Here is a 19563-nt window from a genome sequence, read left to right as displayed (position 1 = left end):
TCCCCTACGGGGTTCCCCCGTCCGCGATCAACGGGCAGGATCGCCCGCATGGATCGCATCAGCCCACCCCTGACCGGCAACGAGCGCGAGACCCTCCGGGCCTTCCTCGACTACCACCGGGCCACCCTCGCCTGGAAGTGCGAGGGGCTCACCGACGAGCAGTTGCGCCGGAGCTCGATGCCCCCGTCCACGCTGTCCCTGCTGGGGCTGGTCCGGCACATGGCCGAGGTGGAGCGGCACTGGTTCCGCCGCGTCGTGAACGGCGAGGAGCTCGCGCACCTGTGGTCGGACACCCACGACTTCCAGGCCGCCTACGACGCCTCCGGCTCCAGCCGTACCGAGGCCTTCACCGCCTGGCGGGAGGAGGTCGCGCACGCGCGCCGGATCGAGTCCGCCGCCGAGTCGCTGGACGTGACGGCGTACGTGCCGAGCTGGAAGGAGGAGGCCTCGCTGCGCCTGGTCATGCTCCACCTCATCCACGAGTACGCCCGCCACAACGGCCACGCCGACTTCCTCCGGGAGGCGCTCGACGGCACCACCGGCGCGTAAGCCCGGTCCGGTGCGGTGCCCTCCGGCCCGGTCCGGCGCGGTCCGCCGCTCCGGGTCAGCCGCCCGTGCCCGGGCGCCAGTACCCGAGACCGTTCACCCGGTGCTTCGGCAGCGCGAGGTCCTTGCGCAGGTACGCCGTCAGGGCGCGCGTCGTCACCGTGTCGCAGGCCAGCCAGACGTACGCCGACTCCGGGTCGCCGAGCAGCTCCGGGAGTTCGGCCCGGACCCGGTCGGCCAGTGCCGTGCCGCCCCGCGGTACGCGGCGGACGTCGCGCAGTTCCGCGTCCCCGCGGACGGGCAGTTCCGCGTCCGAGGCGTGCTGGGTCTCGAACCAGAGGGTCGCCGGGGTCTGCGGGTAGGCGTCCATCAGCGAGTTGACCGCGGGGAGCGAGGCCGGGTCGCCGATGACCAGCAGGCGCTCGGGGGCGGGGACGGGGCCGGTGAAGCCGGTGCCCTGGACGGTGGCCTCGATCGTGTCGCCCGGCTCGGCGCCGCGCGCCCAGGCGCTGGCGACCCCGTCGTGCAGGGCGAACTCGAAGCAGAAGGTGCCCGCTTCGGGGTCCGGGTCGACGAGCGTGTAGGCCCGCTGGTGCGGACGGCCCGCGCCCTCGAACCAGACCCGCACCCACATCGTCGGGTGCAGCGACGCGCCGGCGGCCGCCAGCAGCCCGCCGTCGGTGAAGTACACCCGGCGGTAGTGCTCCGTGACGTCTTCCGCCCCCGTGACCGTGAACGTGAAGTCCTTGCCCCGCATGAGCTTCAGGACCACGCCCTCCCAGCCCTTGCCGACAGCCATGTCCAGCCCCTCCCCTGCACCCGTCTATAGTTAGGGCAGCCTAACCTAATGCACCCTGGGGAAGAGTGTGAGCAGCGTGAGCAGTGTGAGCAGCGAGAACGACTCGGGGACCTCCGCATCGTACGAGGTCTTCCGCGACCCCTGGGGCGTCCCCCACCTCCGCGCGTCCGATGAGCTCCGACTCGCCTACGCCCAGGGCCGCGTCACCGCCTTCGACCGCGCCTGGCAGCTGGAGGTCGAGCGGCATCGCGCCCAGGGCTCCAGCGCCTCCTTCCTCGGCGCGGACTCCGTCGGCTGGGACCGCTTCGCCCGCCAGTGCCGCCTCGCCGACACCGCCCGCCTCTGCCACGAGGCCCTGGAAGCCGACGATCCCGGCACCGCCGCCTGGGTCCGCGCGTACGTGGACGGCGTCAACGACGGGCTCGCCGCCGGCGCCGCCCGCGACGAACGCTTCGCCCGCACCGGCCTCACCCCCGTCCCCTGGGAGCCGTGGGTCCCGCTCGCCGTCTGGACCGCCACCCACATCCTGTTCGCCGGCTTCCCCACCAAGCTGTGGCGCGAGCGCGTCGCCCGCGCCCTCGGCGACGAGGCCGTCACCCTCTTCGCCACCGACGGCCCCGGCACCGCCGGCAGCAACGGCTGGCTGGTGCCGGGCGACCGCACCACCTCCGGCTCGGCGATCATCGCGGGCGACCCGCACCGGTTCATCGAGGACCCCGGCGTCTATCAGCAGATACGTCTCTCCTGCCCGGACTACGACGTCCTCGGCCTCGCCGTCCCCGGCGTCCCCGGCCTCGGCCACTTCGGCCACACCGGCACCGCCGCCTGGGCGATCACCAACGCGATGTCCGACTACCAGGACCTGTACGTCGAGCAGTTGCGCCGCAGCGCCGACGGCGTCGTCGAGGCCCTGGGCGCGGACGGCGCCTGGGAGTCCGTCGCCCGCCACACCGAGACCATCACCGTGGCCGGCGGCGAGGACGTCGAGGTGGAGGTCCTGGAGACCGCCCGCGGCCCCGTGATCATCCACGCGGACGGGGACACCGGGGCCGACGCGCACGCCGCGGCCCACGCCGACGGCAGCGCGCAGACCCTCTCCCTCCGCTACCCGCCCCGGGTCCGCCGGGACCTCGGCTTCGCCGCCCTCCCCGCCCTCCTGCGCGCCCGCACCGTCGCCGACATCGACCGCGCCCTCGACGGCTGGGCCGAGCCGGTCAACGTCGTCCACGCCGCCGACACCGAGGGCGGCCTGCTGCACCGCGTCGCCGGCGCCGTGCCGCTGCGCCACCGCACCAACCGGCTGCGCCCCGTCCCCGCCTGGGACCCGCGGCACGCCTGGCAGGACTGGGCCCCGACCCCCGCCGAGCCGGTACAGGGCTTCGCCGTGATGGCCAACGCGCGCGGGATCGCCTCCCCGCTCGGCGTGGAGTTCGCGCCCCCGCACCGCGCCAACCGCATCCGCGAGCTGCTCAGCGGCTCCGCGGACTGGTCCCCGAAGGCGATGGCCGACGTACACCGTGACACCTACCTGGCCTCGGCCGAGCCCCTGCTCGCCCTGCTGCCCGCCTTCGAGGACCTGACCCCGGCGGCGGGGGCCCTGCGCACGCGACTGCTGGCCTGGGACCGGCACATGGCGGCCGACAGCACCGACGCCACCGTCTTCTCGGCCTTCCGCAGCGCGACCGTACGCCGCTTCGCCGCCGCTTCGGTCTTCGAGGGGCTGTGGGGAGCGCCCGCCGGCCCGGCCGTCTTCCACCCGTGGCTCCACCTGGTCCCGAAGATCGGCTACGCCCTCGAAGGCCTGCTCACCACCTCCCTCCTCCCCGGCCTCGACCGTGCGGCGCACGTCCGGGCCGCCCTGGAGGAGACGGCCGCGGCCGACACCCCCGACACCCCCTGGTCGCAGGTGCACCGCCTGACCCCCTGGCAGGCCGTGCCCGACCTGGAGGCCCCGCAGTGGCCCGGCCTCGGCGGCGACCACGACTGCGTGAACGCCACCTCCACCGTCCCCGGTTTCACCGACCTCACCGCCCGCGCGTCGGCGGCCCGTTACGTCTGGGACCTCGCCCGCCGCGAGGACAGCCTCTGGGCGGTCCCGCTGGGTGCGGACGGCGTCACCGGCTCACCCCACCACCGCGACCAGCTGCCCCTGTGGGCCGCCTGCGAGCTCGTCCCCGTCGTCACCGACTGGACCCGTCTCACCAAGGAATCGATATGACCTCCGCCCCCTCCGTCAGACAGCCCGTGCACACCCAGGTCGTCGAGGGTTTCGGCACCGTCGCCATCACGCCCGTCGACCCGGCCGCCGACTCCGCGCTGATCCACAGCTGGGTCACGCAGGAGCGCGCCCGCTTCTGGGGCATGGGCGGGGCCAGCCGCGAACTGGTCCAGGAGATCTACGAGGACGTCGACCGCCGCACCACCCACCACGCCTTCATGGTCAGCCGCGACGGTGAGCGGGTCGCGCTGTTCCAGACGTACGACTGCGCCGAGGACCGCGTCAGCGAGTGCTACGAGGTCCGGCCCGGGGACGTCGGCGTGCACCTGCTGGTCGGCCCGACCGACGGGGCGGCCGAGCGCGGCTTCACCGGAGCCCTGATGGCCGCCTTCATCGCCTACGTGTTCTCCGACCCCGCCGCACGGCGCGTCGTCGTCGAACCGGATGCCCGCAACACCAAGGCCATCGCCCGCCTGGAACGCACCGGCTTCGTGCCCGGACCGGAGGTCGTCCTCCCCGAGATCGACCTGCCCGAGGTCCACCTCCCGGCGAAGCCGGCGCGCCTGGCGTTCCTCGAAGCGCCGGCCGGCCGCTGACCCGGCCGCCCACCCCGCCGGGCGTCCGGCGGACGGAACCTGCCCGAACGGCGGTTCCGCCCGCCGGGCGCCCGGCCGCGCTTCTCACCGGGATTACCGATTCCGATTGACCCCGCACACATCCCCCGGGAAGCTGAGGCCCTCTCAAACTGTGTTGAGGTGGGGGACATTGACCAGTCAGAACCTGCACATCGGACCCGACTCGGCGGCGGACCGCTACCGTCTGCTCCGGTCCATCGGGCGCGGTGGGGAGGCCGTGCTCTATCTCGCCGAGATCGAGCTCGCCGGCGGATCCGAGCCCGTGGTCGTCAAGGTGCTCGACTCCAAGACGACCATCACGCCCGACATCTTCGACCGCATCAGCCAGAAGTGGAACGAGCAGGCCGAACTGCTGCGCTTCGTCCACCGGCCCGGCGTCGTGGGTGTACGCGAGCACTTCGAGGGTCCGCCGATCCACCGGCCCGGTGAGTCCTCGACCCTGACGGGTCGGGCGCTCGTCCTCGTGATGAACCACGTCGACGGCCTGGACCTGCGGGACTGGCGGGCCGAGCGGACGCTCGCCACCGCCGCCGAGCGGCGCGAGGTGATGCGCACCCTGGAACAGCTGGCCGACGTACTGGACTGGCTGCACTCGGGGAAGGCCACGCCGTCCGGGCGCCAGGTCGTCCACGGCGACCTCTCCCCCGGCAACGTCATGGTCGACGCCCACGGGCAGGCCACGCTCGTGGACTTCGGCCTCAGCAAGCTGACTGCCGACCACCAGACGGCGGAGGTCTGGTTCACCCCGGGCTACGCGGCGCCCGAGGTCTTCGACGGCAAGCGGACGCCGGGCACGGACCGGTACGCCTTCGGGGCCATCGCCTACTTCCTGCTGAGCGGGCAGTCACCGCCCGCGACCCCGGAGCAGCTGGCGCACGCGCTGACGGCGCTGCCCCAGATCGCCGTGCTGGACGCCGAGCAGCGGGCGCGGATCGCCTCCATCTACGCGGCCGACCCGGGGAAGCGGCCGGTGAACCTGGCCGGCTGGATGAAGGACGTCCGCCACGCGGTGGTCTCCACGACCACCTCCACCTCGCAGCGGGCCGTCCAGGACACCCCGCCGCGCCCGGCCGCCCCGCCGCAGCCCGTGGCCCCGCCGGTGGCGGCGGCGCCGCCCCCGTCCGCCCCGCCCGCGTACACCCCGATCGCGCACGCGGCTCCGGCGGCGCCCTCGCCGGAGCCCGTCGCGGTACCGGACCGGGCGACGGCCCCGGTGACGGTGCCGGATCCGGCGCCCACCGCCCAGGCCACGGCCGCGGCGGAGCGGGTCCCGTCGGCCGTGCCCGCCGGGTACGGGCCGACGTACCACCTGGACCCGGCGCCGGCCCCGGCCCCGGAGCCCGCGCGGCCGAAGAAGCGGCGGACCGGCCTGGTCCTGGGCTCGGTCGCCACGGTGCTGGTACTGGCCGCCCTCGCGGTGGCCGGCGTACAGCTGCTGGGCGACAAGGACAAGGACCGGCGGACGGGGCAGGCCTCGGGCGCGGACGGACCGGTGGCCGCCGCCTCCAGCCGGCAGCCGTCCGCCCCGGACGCGACGCCGACGCCGGCCGCCGCCGGCCCGTCGGCCCCGGCCGACGGGCTGGTCGAGCCCACCGCCACCGCGTCGAAGCCCGCGAACGGCACCGCGCCCGGCGTCAACGCGGCCGATCTGACCGTCATGAACCCCGTCAACGGCCTCGGCGAATTCGCGGTCGGGGCGGCGAAGATCAACACCAAGCAGTACGGCGCGGCCTTCATCGCCGACCTGGGCTGCAACGGCGACGCGATCGCGGAGTTCGACCTCAACCGCGAGTGGAAGTTCCTGGACTTCACGGCCGGGATCGACGACGGTTCCACCAACGAGAAGGGGCGCGTCAGCGTCTCGCTCGACGGCCAGCCGGCCGCCTTCTCCGAACTCGTCGCGCTCGGCAAGCCGATCACCAAGCGGGTGGAGGTGAACGGCGCCCTGCGGCTGCGCATCAAGGTGGACGCCGGCTGTGACATGGGCAAGGTGGTCATCGCCGCCCCGCAGCTGACGCGCTGACGGAACGTCGCCTGCGGGGCGACCACGTGGTGCCGGCCCGCGGGGCTCCCGCAGGACGAGCCCGCGGGCCGCCCCGCGAAGGCCGCCGACGACTCGGTGCGCCCCGCCGTGGCGGTCGGGGACCACACCACGGACAGCGTCGGGCGGCTCGGTTCCGGGCGGCCGCCCGGGCCCGGTCCGGTCTCAGCCCACGCCGAGGTCGGCGCGCATGGCCTCCCGCATCACCCGGAGCGGGTCCCAGAGCTCCTGCCGGGCGTCGACGGTGCGTTCCCGCAGGGTGTGCAGGTGTTGGTTGAGCGCGGTGGTGAACTGCCGGGCGTCCCGGTCGAGGTCCGCGTAGCACGTGCGGCGCAGCGCCCGGTTCTCACGCAGCGTCGTGGGCGCGCACCAGCTCGCTCTCGCGGCGCTTCGCCCGCTCCGCGCCCCGCTGGGTGAGCAGCGTGCCGCCGAGCGTTCCCGCGACACCCGCCACCGCGATGACGATCGCACCGATCTCCGCCGGTCCACCCCCGACGTGCGAGGATCGCGCGCCCCTCGCGGGCGATCACCCCGCCCACGGCCCGCACGTGCGGCGGCCCCGCACCGGAGGGTCCGGTGCGGGGCCGCCGTGCGTGCGGAGGGGTTACTCGGAGACGCCCAGGCGTTCCAGGATGAGCTCCTTGACGCGGGCCGCGTCGGCCTGGCCGCGGGTGGTCTTCATGACCGCGCCGACCAGGGCGCCGACGGCCGCGATCTTGCCGCCGCGGATCTTGTCCGCGATGGCCGCGTTGCCCGCGATGGCCTCGTCCACGGCCGCGCCGAGCGCGCCCTCGTCCGAGACGACCTTCAGGCCGCGCTTCTCGACGACCTCGTCCGGGGTGCCCTCGCCGGCGAGGACGCCCTCCAGGACCTGGCGGGCCAGCTTGTCGTTGAGCTCACCGGCCGCGACCAGGGCCGCGACGCGCGCGACCTGGGCCGGGGTGATGGGCAGCTCGTCGACGACCACACCCTGCTCGTTGGCGTTGCGGGCCAGCTCGCCCATCCACCACTTGCGCGCGGCCGTCGAGTCTGCGCCCGCCTCGATCGTGGCGACGATGGAGTCCACGGCGCCCGCGTTGAGGATCGACTGCATGTCGTGCTCGCTGACGCCCCACTCCTCGCGGAGCCGGTTGCGGCGCACGCGCGGCATCTCGGGCAGGCCGGCGCGCAGCTCCTCGACCCAGTCGCGGGCGGGGGCCACGGGGACCAGGTCGGGCTCCGGGAAGTACCGGTAGTCCTCGGCGTTGTCCTTGATGCGGCCGGCCGTGGTGGAGCCGTCCTCCTCGTGGAAGTGCCGGGTCTCCTGCACGATCGAGCCGCCGGAGGTGAGCACGGCCGCGTGGCGCTGGATCTCGAAGCGCGCGGCACGCTCGACGGAGCGCAGCGAGTTGACGTTCTTCGTCTCGCTGCGGGTGCCGAACTCGGACTCGGGGGTGGGGCGCAGCGACAGGTTCACGTCGCAGCGCATCTGGCCCTTGTCCATGCGGGCCTCGGAGACGCCGAGCGCCTTGATGACCTCGCGCAGCTCGGCGACGTACGCCTTGGCGACCTCGGGGGCCCGCTCGCCCGCGCCCTCGATGGGCTTGGTGACGATCTCGATGAGCGGGATGCCGGCGCGGTTGTAGTCCAGCAGGGAGTGGGACGCGCCGTGGATACGGCCGGTGGCGCCGCCGACGTGCAGCGACTTGCCGGTGTCCTCCTCCATGTGGGCGCGCTCGATCTCCACGCGGAAGATCTCGCCGTCCTCCAGCTGGACGTCGAGGTAGCCGTTGAAGGCGATGGGCTCGTCGTACTGGGAGGTCTGGAAGTTCTTCGGCATGTCCGGATAGAAGTAGTTCTTCCGGGCGAAGCGGCACCACTCGGCGATCTCGCAGTTCAGCGCGAGACCGATCTTGACGGCGGACTCGATGCCGATCGCGTTGACGACCGGGAGCGAGCCGGGCAGGCCGAGGCAGGTGGGGCACGTCTGCGAGTTGGGCTCGGCGCCGAGCTCCGTGGAGCAGCCGCAGAACATCTTCGTCTTGGTGCCGAGCTCGACATGGACCTCGAGGCCCATGACGGGGTCGAACGAGGCGAGAGCGTCCTCGTACGACAGCAGTTCGGTGAAGGTCACGGTGAAACTTTCCCTCTCAGCCCAGCAGGACGTCGTCGTCGCCCAGGCGCTTCAGCTCGCGGTACAGGATCGCGAGGCCGGTGACGATGGCGGCGGCGGACACGGCGGCGTCGATCAGCTTGAGCGTGTCGTGCTCGACGCGGGCCTTCTTGACCTGCTTGATCACGCTCAGGGCGCCGAAGGCGGTGGTGCCGATGGACAGGTAGGTCCCGGTCTTGGACTTCTTGAAGCCCTTGGCCTTGGACAGTGCACTGGTGCTCACAGCGACGGTGCCTCCTCAAGCAGCGGGTGACCCCAACGGGCGACGAAGGCGGCCTCGACGGCGGCACCGACCTTGTAGAGCCGGTCGTCCTTCATCGCCGGGGCGATGATCTGCAGCCCGACCGGGAGACCGTCCTCCGGGGCCAGGCCGCAGGGGAGCGACATGGCGGAGTTGCCGGCCAGGTTGGTCGGGATGGTGCACAGGTCCGCGAGGTACATCGCCAGCGGGTCGTCGGTGCGCTCACCGATCGGGAAGGCGGTGGTCGGGGTCGTCGGGGAGACGATCACGTCGACCTGCTCGAAGGACTTCTCGAAGTCCTGCGAGATGAGGGTGCGGACCTTCTGGGCGGAGCCGTAGTACGCGTCGTAGTAGCCGGAGCTGAGCGCGTACGTGCCGAGGATGATGCGGCGCTTGACCTCGTCGCCGAAGCCGGCTTCGCGGGTGAGCGCGGTGACCTCCTCGGCGGACTTGGTGCCGTCGTCGCCGACGCGCAGGCCGTAGCGCATGGCGTCGAAGCGGGCCAGGTTCGAGGAGCACTCGGACGGCGCGATCAGGTAGTACGCGGCCATCGCGAGGTCGAAGGACGGGCAGTCCAGCTCGACGATCTCGGCGCCGAGCTCCTTGAGGAGCTCCACCGACTCGTTGAAGCGCTGGACGACGCCGGCCTGGTAGCCCTCACCGGCGAACTGCTTGACCACGCCGACGCGCATGCCGGCGACCGAGCCGTTGCGGGCGGCCTCGACGACCGGCGGGACCGGGGCGTCGATGGAGGTGGAGTCCAGCGGGTCGTGGCCCGCGATGACCTCGTGCAGGAGCGCCGCGTCCAGGACCGTACGGGCGCAGGGACCGCCCTGGTCGAGGGAGGAGGAGAAGGCGACCATGCCGTAGCGGGAGACACCGCCGTACGTGGGCTTCACGCCGACCGTGCCCGTGACGGCGGCGGGCTGGCGGATGGAGCCGCCGGTGTCCGTGCCGATCGCGAGGGGGGCCTGGAAGGCGGCGAGGGCGGCCGCGGAGCCGCCGCCGGAGCCGCCGGGGATCCGGGTGAGGTCCCAGGGGTTGCCGGTCGGGCCGTAGGCGCTGTTCTCGGTGGAGGACCCCATGGCGAACTCGTCCATGTTGGTCTTGCCGAGGATGACGACGTCGGCTTCCTTCAGCTTGCGCGTCAGGGTGGCGTCGTACGGCGGGATCCAGCCTTCGAGGATCTTCGAACCGACGGTGGTCGGGACCCCGACGGTGGTGAAGATGTCCTTGAGGGCGAGCGGGACGCCGGCCAGCGGGCCGAGCTTCTCGCCGCGCTCGCGCTTGGCGTCGACGGCGCGGGCCTGCGCGAGGGCGCCCTCGCGGTCCACGTGCAGGAAGGCGTGGACCTTCTCGTCGGTGGCGTCGATGCGGGCCAGGTGGGCCTCGGTCACCTCGACGGCCGTGAGCTCGCCGGAGGCGATCTTCTCGGCGGTCTCGGCGGCCGTGAGCTTGATGATGTCGACCATGGCTGTTAGTCCTCCCCCAGGATCTGCGGCACCTTGAAACGCTGCTGCTCCTGGGCGGGAGCACCGGAGAGCGCCTGCTCGGGGGTGAGCGACGGACGGACCTCGTCCGCGCGCATGACGTTCGTCAGCGGCAGCGGGTGGGAGGTCGGCGGGACGTCTTGGTCGGCGACCTCGGAAACGCGGGCGACCGCGCCGATGATGTCGCCGAGCTGTCCGGCGAAGTGATCCAGCTCGTTGCTGGACAGCTCAAGGCGCGCCAGCCGAGCGAGGTGGACGACCTCCTCGCGCGTAATGCCAGGCATGCAGCGATCCTCTGGGGGTGGGCGGATGTTTGGTTTCGGACCCAATCCTATGGGGCCCGGCCCCCGGCCTGCGAAACGGTTTGGCCCGATGCCCGGACGGGGCCGCCGGCTCGGCCCCCCGGGCGCCGCCCGACCCCGCGCCCCGATCGCCGGCGGGGTCGAGGATCCGGGGCCCCGCCCGGCCGGGCGGAGCGCGGTCAGACCGCGTCGGCCTCGGCCGCCGCCAGTTCGGCCGAGATGTCGGCCGGGCGGCGCCAGCCGCGTTCGCCGCGGGCCAGCAGCCAGGCGGTGGCCTCCTGCGGCGGCATCGCGGCGGCGACCAGCCACCCCTGCACGGCGTCGCAGCCCAGGTCCCGCAGCCGCTCCCACGTCTCGTCGTCCTCCACGCCCTCGGCGACGACCAGCAGGCCGAGCGAGTGGGCGAGGTCCACGGTGCAGCGGACGATCTCCGCGTCCTGCGCGTCGACCGCCAGCCGGCCCACGAAGGAACGGTCGATCTTCAGCTCGCTGACCGGCAGCCGCCGCAGGTGGACGAGCGAGGAGTAGCCCGTGCCGAAGTCGTCCAGCGACATCTTCACGCCGTGGCCGGTGAGCCCGGCCATGGTGTCGGCCGCCCGCTGGGGGTCCTCCAGCAGGACGTGTTCCGTTATCTCCAGCTGCAGCCCGCTCGCCGGGACCCCGTGCCGGGCCAGTCGCGCGGCGACCGCGCCCGCGAAGCCGGGGGTGTGGACGTCGCGCGGCGAGACGTTGACGGCGACCGGGACCTTCAGGCCCTGGGCCCGCCACCGTGCCACCTGGGCGAGGGCCGTCTCCAGGACGTACTCCGTCAGGTGCGGCATCAACCCGGAGGTCTCGGCGATCGCGATGAACTCGTCCGGGGACACGCGTCCGCGTTCCGGGTGGACCCAGCGGACCAGGGCTTCGAGCCCGGCCACCTGGCCGTCGAAGCGCACCTTCGGCTGGTAGTGGAGTTCCACTTCACCGGCGTCCAGGGCCCTGCGGAGGTCGCCGAGGAGGCCCAGGCGGTCGGGGGTGTTGCTGTCCCGCTTGGACTCGTACACCTCCACGCCCGTCCGGTCGCGCTTGGCCTGGTACATCGCCACGTCCGCGCGCCGCAGCAGCCCCTCCGCGTCCAGGGCGTGGTCGGGGAAGACGGCGAGGCCGGCGCTGGCCTCCAGGACGAGGGTGAGGCCGTCCAGGTCGAGCGGGGAGCTGAGCTCGGCGACCAGGTGGCGGGCGACGCGCTGGGCGCTCGTGGTGGAGTCGGTGACGGGCAGCAGCACGGCGAACTCGTCGCCGCCGAGCCGGGCCGCCTCGGCTTCCTCGGGCAGGGCCTGGCGCAGCCGGTCGGCGATCTGGAGCAGCAGGCGGTCGCCCGCCAGGTGGCCGAGGGTGTCGTTGACCGCCCGGAAGCGGTCCAGGTCGATCAGCACGAGAGCTGCCCGGGTGCCCAAACGTTCAGCCTCGTCCAGGGCGGACCAGGCCCGCTCCAGCAGCCACTGCCGGTTCGGGAGGCCGGTCAGCGGGTCCCGCAGCTGTTCCTCGGCGCGCGCCCGGGCGATCCACAGGGTGGAGTCCAGCGCGATCAGCGGTACGGCGAACAGCGGCAGCAGGACGGGCTGGGTGACGCCGACGACGCAGATCAGCGGGGCGATGCCGAGCAGCGCGACCGCGACTAAGGCCTGCCGGAGCAGGGCGGTGCGGGCGACGGTCGGCAGGCCGCCGCCGCGCGGGGCGAGCGCGATCCAGAGCAGGACGCGGGTGACGAGCAGGTAGGCGACGGCGACGAGGACCACCTCGGGGACCGCCTCCAGCCCCCAGGTGGTGGGCAGCCAGGGGGCCTCGACGGAGGGTTCCACTCCGAAGGCGGCGAGTACGAGAGCCCCGGCGCCGATGCCGAGGATGTCCACGGAGCCGTGCAGCAGCCCCTGCCGCCAGCGGTGGCGACGGGCGGCTCCGACGAGGGAGACGACGGCCAGCGAGACCAGGCCCGCGGGCACCCACCCGTAGAGGAGGAGCACGCCGAGGGTGAGCGCGGCGCCGGATCCGGTGCCGCCCCACCAGCGGTCCCGGCCCAGGGCGACGAGGTGGCCGACGATGATGCCGGTGAGCAGGGCCAGCGCCCAGCCGACCGTGCCGCCCGGGAACAGCGCGTGACGGCCGCTCAGCGCGGACACGATGCCGGCGCCGAGGACCACGACCGAGAGGCCCACGACCAGGAAGGGCAGCACGCCGCGGCGTTCCTGTCCGCCCGCGTCGGTGCCGATCGGTCGGGTCTCCGGTGTCCTGACACCCAGGACACCGAGCCTGCCCGCCCGCATGGACGGGAGTTCCCCGCCGAATTCAGGTGACGGGTCGGCGCTTTCGGTGGGTTTCATGCCCGTACCTCTCACAGCCGGCGATGCCGATGTCACTCGATGGCCCCGATGTCATGCCACCACGGCCGGATCGCGTCCTGCAGCCGTGCACGACAGGCGCACCCCTCAACAGTAGGACGCGGGAGGCTCCCAGGGGCAGCGGTCGGCAGTGGTTGCCCGAATGCGACCCAGCCATCCTCATCAGTACGGTATCCGCCGAACGGGTGAGTTTGGACCAGGACCCCCACGTCACCCATCCGATGATCCGACAGGTCACCGCCCTGCGACCAGCCTTGTACCAGCCGTTTACCACCGGCCTCCGCGCCTGGCGTACGCCCGCCCGTACGGCCGCACGCCACGCATCCGTTCGCCTTCGCTACTCCCCCTCGGCGATTCCCTTCTCGGGTATTTCCCGGTACCAGCCGGTACTACTCCCCTTCGCCCTCGCCGTCCAGCGGGAGCGCGGCCTCCCGCGCCGCGTCCGGGCCCTGCTCCAGCAGCACCGCGAAACCGGCGTCGTCGAGGATGGCCAGCTTCAACTGCACGGCCTTGTCGTACTTGGAGCCCGGGTTGTCGCCGACGACGACGAAGGAGGTCTTCTTCGACACGGAGCCGGTGACCTTGGCGCCGCGGCTCTGCAGGGCCTCTTTCGCGCCGTCCCGCGTGTGGCTCTGCAAAGTGCCGGTGACGACGACGGTCAGCCCCTCCAGCGGGCGGGGCCCCTCCTCCTCGGCGGAACCCTCCTCCTCCATCCGGACCCCGGCCGCCCGCCACTTGCGCAGGATCTCCTGGTGCCAGTCGACGGCGAACCACTCCTTGAGGGAGGCGGCGATGATCGCCCCGACCCCGTCGGTGGCGGTCAGCTCCTCCTCGGTGGCCTGCTCGATGCGCTCGATGGAGCGGAACTCCCGGGCGAGGGCCTCGGCGGCGACCGGGCCGACGTGACGGATCGACAGTCCGTTGATCACGCGGGCGAGCGGGCGCTCCTTGGCGGCCGCGATGTTCTCCAGCATCGCCAGGGCGTTCTTCTTCGGCTCGCCCTTCTGGTTGGCGAAGACTCTGACGATCTTCTCCTCACCCGTCTTCGGGTCCCGCTTGGGCAGACCGCTGTCCTGGTCCAGGACGTACGCCTTGATGGGCAGCAGCTGCTCGATCGTCAGGTCGAAGAGGTCGCCCTCGTCGAGCAGGGGCGGCTGCGCCGGCTCCAGCGGGCCGGTCAGCGCGGCCGCCGCGACGATGCCGAAGTTCTCGATGTCCAGGGCCTGCCGGCCGGCGAGGTAGTAGATCCTCTCGCGCAGCTGGGCGGGGCAGGTCTGGGCGTTGGGGCACCGGACGTCGATGTCCCCCTCCTTCATGGGCCGCAGCGCCGTCCCGCACGCGGGGCACTCGGCGGGCATCACGAACTCCCGCTCGCTGCCGTCGCGCAGGTCCACCACCGGCCCGAGGATCTCGGGGATGACGTCGCCCGCCTTGCGCAGGACGACCGTGTCCCCGATGAGCACGCCCTTGGCCTTGACGACCTCCTGGTTGTGCAGGGTCGCGAACTCGACCTCGGAGCCCGCCACCGTCACCGGCTCCACCTGCGCGTACGGGGTGACGCGCCCGGTGCGGCCGACGCCGACCTTGACGTCGATCAGCTTGGTGTTGACCTCTTCGGGGGCGTACTTCCAGGCGATGGCCCAGCGCGGTGCGCGCGCCGTGGAGCCGAGCCGCCCCTGGAGGGCGATCTCGTCGAGCTTGACGACGACGCCGTCGATCTCGTGCTCCACCGAGTGCCGGTTCTCGCCGAACTCCGTGATGAACGCGCGGACGTCGGCGAGGGAGGTGACCACCCTGTTGTGCCGGGCGGTCGGCAGGCCCCACTCGCGCAGCAGCTCGTACGCCTGCGACTGGCGCTCGATCTCGAAGCCCTCGCGGGCGCCGATGCCATGGACGACCATGTGCAGCGGGCGGCTGGCGGTGACCTTGGGATCCTTCTGCCGCAGCGAACCGGCCGCGGCGTTGCGCGGGTTGGCGAAGGGCTTGCCCTCCGCCTCCACGAGCCGCGCGTTGAGCTCCTCGAACTTCTCCATCGGGAAGTAGACCTCGCCGCGGATCTCGACGAGGGCCGGGATCCGGTCGCCCTTGAGGCGGTCCGGGATCTCGGCGATGGTGCGGACGTTGGGCGTGATGTCCTCACCGGTGCGGCCGTCACCGCGGGTGGCGGCACGGGTGAGCCGGCCGTTCTCGTAGGTGAGGTTGACGGCGAGGCCGTCCACCTTCAGCTCGCACAGGTAGTGGTAGTCCGAGGTGTTCACGTCCCGGGCCACCCGCTCGGCCCAGGCGGCCAGTTCCTCGTCGTCGAAGGCGTTGTCGAGGGAGAGCATGCGCTCCCGGTGCTCGACGGAGGCGAAGTCCGTCTCGTACGCCCCGGCCACCTTCTGGGTGGGCGAGTCGGGCGTGCGCAGCTCCGGGTACTGCTCCTCCAGCGCCTCCAGCGAGCGCAGCAGCGTGTCGAACTCGGCGTCGCTGACGACCGGCTGGTCGTTCACGTAGTACCGGAAGCGGTGCTCCTCGATCTGCTCGGCGAGCAGCTGGTGCTGCTCGCGCACCGCCGCCGGTACTGCCGTGTCCTGCTGTTCGGCTGCCATGCCGTGTCCTCCCGTGCCCCGTCTCGACCGTCACTCAGGGTTGTCGGCGAGCGACCTCGCCGCCCTGACGCAATGCGCCTGCACCGCGCGGGCGTAGGCGGGCGAGGCGCCCGCCAGACCGCACGAGGGAGTGACCACGACGGACTCCGCCAGAGTCCCCGGGGCCAGCCCCAGCCTGCGCCAAAGCTTCCTGACACCCATGACGCTACCGGCAGGGTCCGACAACGGGCCGTCCGTGCCCGGCACCACTCCGGCGAAGAGTTGCGCACCGCCTTCGACGGCCTCCCCGATGGCGTCATCCTCGCGCTCGGTGAGCAGCGAGAAATCGAACGACACGCCCGTGGCCCCGGCCCGCCGGAGCAGGCCGAAGGGGACCTCGGGCGCGCAGGAGTGCACGATCACGTCCCCGGCGTGGACGGCGAAGAGCTCGCGCAGGGTGCCCTCGACGACCTGCCGGTCGACGGCGCGGTAGGTGCGGTAGCCGCTCGCGGAGCGGACCCGGCCGAGCAGTACGGCCGTCAGGGACGGCTCGTCGAACTGCAGCACGATGTCGGCGCCGGGGATCCGCTTGCGCACGTCGGCCAGGTGGTCGCGCAGCCCCTCGGCCAGCGATCCGGCCAGGTCGCGGCAGGCGCCCGCGTCCTGGAGCATCGCCTCGCCGCCGTGCAGCTCCAGGGCGGCGGCCAGCGTCCACGGGCCGACCGCCTGGACCTTGAGCTTCCCGGTGTAGCCCTGGGTGAACTCCTCCAGGGCGTCGAGGTCCTCGCCGAGCCAGGACCGGGCCCGCTTGGAGTCCCGTCCGGGGCGGTCGCTGATCCGCCAGCCGCTGGGCTCGACGTGCGCGTACATGTCGACGAGCAGTCCGAGGGACCGGCCGATCATGTCGGCGCCGGGCCCGCGGGCGGGCAGCTCGGGGAGGTACGGGAACTCCTCGAAGGATCCGGTGACGGTCTTGGCGGCCTCGCGGGCGTCGCCGCCGGGCAGCGAACCGATGCCGGTGGCGCCGGCGGTCATCGGCCCGGCCTGACGCTCAGGTCGTTGACCTCGGCGTCGCGCGGCAGGTCGACGGCCATGACGATGGTGGTCGCCACCGACTCGGGGTCGATCCAGGCGGCCGGGTCGTAGGCCTTGCCCTCCTGGGAGTGCACCTTGGCCTGCATGGGGCTGGCGGTCCGGCCGGGGTACACGGAGGTGACGCGGATCCCGTGGGGCCTCTCCTCCGCGCGCAGCGCGTCGGCGAGGGCCTTCAGCCCGTGCTTGGAGGCGGCGTACGCGCTCCAGTCCGCGTGGGCGGTCAGGCCGGCGCCGGAGTTCACGAAGACGACGGTGGCCTTGGAGGCGCGCAGGGTGGGCAGGAGCAGCCGGGTGACCTCGGCGGGCGCGACGAGGTTGACGTTGAGCTGCTGGTGCCAGGTCTTGGGGCGCAGCTCCCCGACCGGTCCGAGGTCCACGATCCCGGCGACGTGCAGCAGGGAGTCGATCCGCTCGGGGATCGGCTGCTTGGAGAAGGCCCAGGAGAGCCGGTCGGGGTCGGCGAGGTCGCCCACGAGGGCGCGCGCCCCCGGGTACCGCTCGACGAGCTGCTTGCCGCGGGCGGCGTCGCGGGCGAGGAGGACGAGGTCGTCGCCGCGGGCGTGCAGGCGGGCCGCGACGGCCGCGCCGATGCCGGATCCGGCACCGGTGATCATGTGAGTAGCCATACCGCCCATGCTCGCACCCCTGGGCGTGCCCGGTGCCCGAAGCCCGAGGTCAGCTGCCGACGGCCGCCGCGTAGGCGCGTTCCACGGCGACGCGGGCGGCGGCCGCCTGCTCCTCCGTGACGGCGGGGGCGAAACCCCGGCCGATCACAGCGTGCGGGAGCGCCGCGGTGAGCCGGCCCCGCACGTCACCCCGCGGCCCGGCCCACCGCGCCAGCACCCGCTCGCGCACTTCGGCCAGCGCGTTCGCGCGGTCCGGCGCGGGCGGGGCGAAGCGGCCACCACAGGCCCTCTCGTGGTCGGCCCAGCGGTCCTCCCAGAACTCCACCGACCAGCCGGGCCAACGGGCGGCGAGGGTACGGCCGTGGGCCCGGGCCGTGTTCAGCCACCAGCCGACCCGGCGCCGCTCGGGATCCACGTGGATGCCGGCGTCCGCGCGCAGCCGGTGGCTCCCGTGGTCCGGGGCGTCCCGGAGCCGGTCCAGCAGGGCGGGCCCCTCCTCGACGGGGTGGGCGTCGATGTCGGCGAGCACATGGCAGCGGTCCGGGCCGATGGTGACCACGGCGACCAGCGGGTCGGGGTCCGCCAACTCCTCGTCGTCCGCTTCCAGCGCGGGGCCGGGGCACACGGCGGTGTCCGCCTCCTGCGGGTCGAGCCCGAGGTGGGCGCGCAGCCCGCTCTGGCCGTCGTAGAGCCAGTTCACCTCCCAGCCCGGCCAGGCGCACCGCAGCAGCTCCAGGGCGGCCGCCCGGGTGCGGTGGGGGGCGAGGGGCCCCTCGCCCGCGAAGAGCAGCAGGAGCCGGCGGTCCTCATCGGCGAGGACGCCGGCCTCGACCATGGCGTCGGGGTACCACCCCTCCTCCCTGGCGTGGCCGCGCAGGAACGGGAGGACCGCACCGGGCCCGGCCGCCAGGTCGAGTCCCAGGTCCACCGCGCCGTAGGAGGAGCGGTGGCGGGTGTGGCCCAAGGGGCCGGAGAGGACGAAGACGGCGCGGTTGCCCATGGTCAGAGGCCGGCTTCTGCGCGGAGGCGGGCCGCCGTCCTGGAGGCGTCGTAGTCGGCGGGGACGCCCTCCACCAGGACGACCTCGCCCGCGATGTGGCGGGTGCGCAGCGGGAGGATGGCCCGGTAGGCGTCGGAGGCGTACCAGGCGCGGGCCCGCTCGATGTCCGGGAAGCCGATCACGACGACGGTGCCGGGGAAGGGGCCCTCCACCACCTCGACCTGCTTGCCGTGCACGAGGAAGCGGCCCTCGAAGGGGTCCATGGTCGACTGGATCCGCTCGATGTACTCGAGGACGTCCTCGTTCATGGTCTCGGGGCGTATGTGGGCGATGGCGTACGCGGTCACGGTCTGCTCCCCTGTCGATCGGCCCGCCGGTCCGGGCCGTTGGTCCGATCCTGTCAGGGGCGGCCCGGGGCGGCGATTACCTCCGGGGTCATGCCGCCGCGGGCTGGAAGGTGCGCCGGTAGGCGATCGGGGAGATGCCGAGGGCGGCCCGCATGTGCTGGCGCAGGGAGCCCGCGGAGCCGAAGCCGGCGCGGTGGGCGACCAGGTCGACCGGCAGGTCGCTGGACTCCAGCAACTGGCGGGCCACTTCGAGGCGTTGGGCGGTGAGCCACTGCACCGGGGTCATGCCGACCTCGTCGCGGAAGCGCCGGGTGAAGGTGCGCAGGCTCATTTGGGCGTGGGCGGCCAGTTCGGCGAGGGTGACCGGTTCGGCGAGGCGTTCCAGGGCCCAGGCGCGGGTGGCGGTGGTGGTGGCCACGGTGGGTTCGGGCACCGGCCGGTCGATGTACTGGGCCTGCCCGCCGTCGCGCCAGGGCGGTACGACGCACATCCGGGCGGTGCGGTTGGTGATGGCCGCGCCGTGGTCTCGGCGGATCAGGTGCAGGCACAGGTCGACGCCGGCGGCGACCCCGGCGGAGGTCAGGACGTCGCCGTCGTCGACGAACAGGACGTCCTCGTCGACCCGGACGCGGGGGTAGGCCCGGCGGAACTCCGGCGCGAGGTTCCAGTGGGTGGTGGCGGGGCGCCCGTCGAGGAGGCCCGCGGCGGCCAGCACGTAGGAGCCGGAGCAGATGGAGACCAGGCGGGTGCCGGGGCGGATGCCGGCGATGGCGTCGGCGACGGCGGCCGGCAGCGGACCGCCGAGCGCCAGCTCGGGCATTGCGTGGGTGGGCGGGACGATCACGGTGTCGGCGGCGGCCAGGGCCTCGCCGCCGGCGGCGGGCTGGAGGGTGAAGCCGGAGTCGCTGAGCACGGGCCGGCCGTCGGCGGTGCAGACGACCACCTCGTACAGGGGCTCGCCCGCGTCGTCCACGGCCTGGCCGAAGACGCGGGAGGGGATGCCGAGCTCGAAGGGCGGGAAGCCCGGCAGGGCGAGCACCGCGACCAGGTGCCTGCCGTCCGGACCGCTCCCGGTCCGCCGGGTGGGTTCCGTGGGTTCCGCGCGTTCCTCGCTCATGGCCAG

The 19563-nt window shown here is 73.3% G+C and carries 17 protein-coding genes; 4 read left to right on the top strand and 13 right to left on the bottom strand.

Annotation, left to right across the window (positions count from 1 at the left end):
* Positions 1–48: 48 nt before the first annotated feature.
* Entirely contained in the window at positions 49–549 is a 501-nt protein-coding gene (locus tag ACFYP3_RS00940) for a DinB family protein (protein ID WP_388824703.1), read from the top strand.
* 55 nt (positions 550–604) lie between these two features.
* Here ACFYP3_RS00940 and ACFYP3_RS00935 read toward each other — a convergent pair whose 3' ends face one another.
* Positions 605–1345 (bottom strand): siderophore-interacting protein, encoded by a 741-nt coding sequence (locus ACFYP3_RS00935; protein WP_388824700.1) that lies wholly within the window; start codon positions 1343–1345, stop codon positions 605–607.
* 76 nt (positions 1346–1421) lie between these two features.
* Here ACFYP3_RS00935 and ACFYP3_RS00930 point away from each other — a divergent pair, with 76 nt between their 5' ends.
* The 3 genes from ACFYP3_RS00930 (at position 1422) to ACFYP3_RS00920 (ending at position 6221) form a co-directional block, all read left to right on the top strand.
* Positions 1422–3563 carry a penicillin acylase family protein gene (locus ACFYP3_RS00930; protein WP_388824697.1) on the top strand — a complete coding sequence of 714 codons (2142 nt, stop codon included), beginning with the start codon at positions 1422–1424 and terminating at the stop codon, positions 3561–3563.
* On the top strand, positions 3560–4159 hold the full coding sequence (locus ACFYP3_RS00925) for a GNAT family N-acetyltransferase (RefSeq protein ID WP_388824694.1): 600 nt from the start codon (positions 3560–3562) through the stop codon (positions 4157–4159). Before ACFYP3_RS00930 ends, ACFYP3_RS00925 begins: the two co-directional genes overlap by 4 nt.
* 169 nt (positions 4160–4328) lie before the next feature.
* Entirely contained in the window at positions 4329–6221 is a 1893-nt protein-coding gene (locus tag ACFYP3_RS00920) for a protein kinase (RefSeq protein WP_388824691.1), read from the top strand.
* Positions 6222–6404: 183 nt separating this feature from the next.
* Here ACFYP3_RS00920 and ACFYP3_RS00915 read toward each other — a convergent pair whose 3' ends face one another.
* From ACFYP3_RS00915 to ACFYP3_RS00860, 12 genes are all read right to left on the bottom strand, one after another.
* On the bottom strand, positions 6405–6686 hold the full coding sequence (locus ACFYP3_RS00915; RefSeq protein ID WP_388824688.1) for a hypothetical protein: 282 nt from the start codon (positions 6684–6686) through the stop codon (positions 6405–6407).
* 157 nt (positions 6687–6843) lie between these two features.
* Positions 6844–8352 carry an Asp-tRNA(Asn)/Glu-tRNA(Gln) amidotransferase subunit GatB gene (gatB, locus tag ACFYP3_RS00910; RefSeq protein WP_388824685.1) on the bottom strand — a complete coding sequence of 503 codons (1509 nt, stop codon included), beginning with the start codon at positions 8350–8352 and terminating at the stop codon, positions 6844–6846.
* Positions 8353–8368: 16 nt separating this feature from the next.
* On the bottom strand, positions 8369–8614 hold the full coding sequence (locus ACFYP3_RS00905; protein WP_356878288.1) for a hypothetical protein: 246 nt from the start codon (positions 8612–8614) through the stop codon (positions 8369–8371).
* Positions 8611–10104: an Asp-tRNA(Asn)/Glu-tRNA(Gln) amidotransferase subunit GatA gene (gene gatA, locus ACFYP3_RS00900; RefSeq protein WP_388824682.1), complete on the bottom strand. Its 1494-nt coding sequence runs from the start codon at positions 10102–10104 to the stop codon at positions 8611–8613. Before gatA ends, ACFYP3_RS00905 begins: the two co-directional genes overlap by 4 nt.
* 5 nt (positions 10105–10109) lie before the next feature.
* Complete coding sequence (gatC, locus tag ACFYP3_RS00895; RefSeq protein ID WP_030010586.1) at positions 10110–10406, bottom strand: Asp-tRNA(Asn)/Glu-tRNA(Gln) amidotransferase subunit GatC; 297 nt, start codon at positions 10404–10406, stop codon at positions 10110–10112.
* Positions 10407–10603: 197 nt separating this feature from the next.
* Positions 10604–12784 carry a putative bifunctional diguanylate cyclase/phosphodiesterase gene (locus ACFYP3_RS00890; protein ID WP_388824679.1) on the bottom strand — a complete coding sequence of 727 codons (2181 nt, stop codon included), beginning with the start codon at positions 12782–12784 and terminating at the stop codon, positions 10604–10606.
* A gap of 407 nt (positions 12785–13191) precedes the next feature.
* Positions 13192–15393 carry an NAD-dependent DNA ligase LigA gene (gene ligA / locus ACFYP3_RS00885; RefSeq protein WP_388824676.1) on the bottom strand — a complete coding sequence of 734 codons (2202 nt, stop codon included), beginning with the start codon at positions 15391–15393 and terminating at the stop codon, positions 13192–13194.
* A gap of 30 nt (positions 15394–15423) precedes the next feature.
* On the bottom strand, positions 15424–16407 hold the full coding sequence (locus tag ACFYP3_RS00880; RefSeq protein ID WP_388824673.1) for a methionine synthase: 984 nt from the start codon (positions 16405–16407) through the stop codon (positions 15424–15426).
* On the bottom strand, positions 16404–17093 hold the full coding sequence (locus tag ACFYP3_RS00875) for an SDR family oxidoreductase (RefSeq protein ID WP_388824670.1): 690 nt from the start codon (positions 17091–17093) through the stop codon (positions 16404–16406). The genes ACFYP3_RS00880 and ACFYP3_RS00875 overlap by 4 nt, the downstream gene beginning before the upstream one ends.
* Positions 17094–17142: 49 nt before the next feature.
* On the bottom strand, positions 17143–18093 hold the full coding sequence (locus ACFYP3_RS00870; RefSeq protein ID WP_388824667.1) for a hypothetical protein: 951 nt from the start codon (positions 18091–18093) through the stop codon (positions 17143–17145).
* A gap of 2 nt (positions 18094–18095) precedes the next feature.
* On the bottom strand, positions 18096–18440 hold the full coding sequence (locus ACFYP3_RS00865; RefSeq protein ID WP_388824664.1) for a DUF1330 domain-containing protein: 345 nt from the start codon (positions 18438–18440) through the stop codon (positions 18096–18098).
* 88 nt (positions 18441–18528) lie between these two features.
* The gene (locus tag ACFYP3_RS00860; RefSeq protein WP_388824662.1) at positions 18529–19557 is read right to left on the bottom strand and encodes a GlxA family transcriptional regulator; all 1029 of its coding nucleotides are present in this window, start codon (positions 19555–19557) and stop codon (positions 18529–18531) included.
* Positions 19558–19563 lie beyond the last annotated feature (6 nt).

The sequence above is a fragment of the Streptomyces sp. NPDC005533 genome (assembly GCF_042871845.1).
In the GTDB taxonomy this organism is placed as follows: domain Bacteria; phylum Actinomycetota; class Actinomycetes; order Streptomycetales; family Streptomycetaceae; genus Streptomyces.
The sequence above is the reverse complement of the archived record's forward strand: the minus strand, read 5'-3'. Positions and strand labels throughout refer to the sequence as shown.

What these genes read in the sequence shown, in the direction of transcription:
- ACFYP3_RS00935 (WP_388824700.1), bottom strand. Translation starts at nt 1,345, where the DNA reads ATGGCTGTCGGCAAGGGCTGGGAGGGCGTGGTCCTGAAGCTCATGCGG.
- ACFYP3_RS00860 (WP_388824662.1), bottom strand. Translation starts at nt 19,557, where the DNA reads ATGAGCGAGGAACGCGCGGAACCCACGGAACCCACCCGGCGGACCGGG.
- ACFYP3_RS00925 (WP_388824694.1), top strand. Translation starts at nt 3,560, where the DNA reads ATGACCTCCGCCCCCTCCGTCAGACAGCCCGTGCACACCCAGGTCGTC.
- ACFYP3_RS00875 (WP_388824670.1), bottom strand. Translation starts at nt 17,093, where the DNA reads ATGGCTACTCACATGATCACCGGTGCCGGATCCGGCATCGGCGCGGCC.
- gatA (WP_388824682.1), bottom strand. Translation starts at nt 10,104, where the DNA reads ATGGTCGACATCATCAAGCTCACGGCCGCCGAGACCGCCGAGAAGATC.
- ACFYP3_RS00890 (WP_388824679.1), bottom strand. Translation starts at nt 12,784, where the DNA reads ATGAAACCCACCGAAAGCGCCGACCCGTCACCTGAATTCGGCGGGGAA.
- ACFYP3_RS00880 (WP_388824673.1), bottom strand. Translation starts at nt 16,407, where the DNA reads ATGACCGCCGGCGCCACCGGCATCGGTTCGCTGCCCGGCGGCGACGCC.
- ligA (WP_388824676.1), bottom strand. Translation starts at nt 15,393, where the DNA reads ATGGCAGCCGAACAGCAGGACACGGCAGTACCGGCGGCGGTGCGCGAG.
- ACFYP3_RS00940 (WP_388824703.1), top strand. Translation starts at nt 49, where the DNA reads ATGGATCGCATCAGCCCACCCCTGACCGGCAACGAGCGCGAGACCCTC.
- ACFYP3_RS00870 (WP_388824667.1), bottom strand. Translation starts at nt 18,093, where the DNA reads ATGGGCAACCGCGCCGTCTTCGTCCTCTCCGGCCCCTTGGGCCACACC.
- gatC (WP_030010586.1), bottom strand. Translation starts at nt 10,406, where the DNA reads ATGCCTGGCATTACGCGCGAGGAGGTCGTCCACCTCGCTCGGCTGGCG.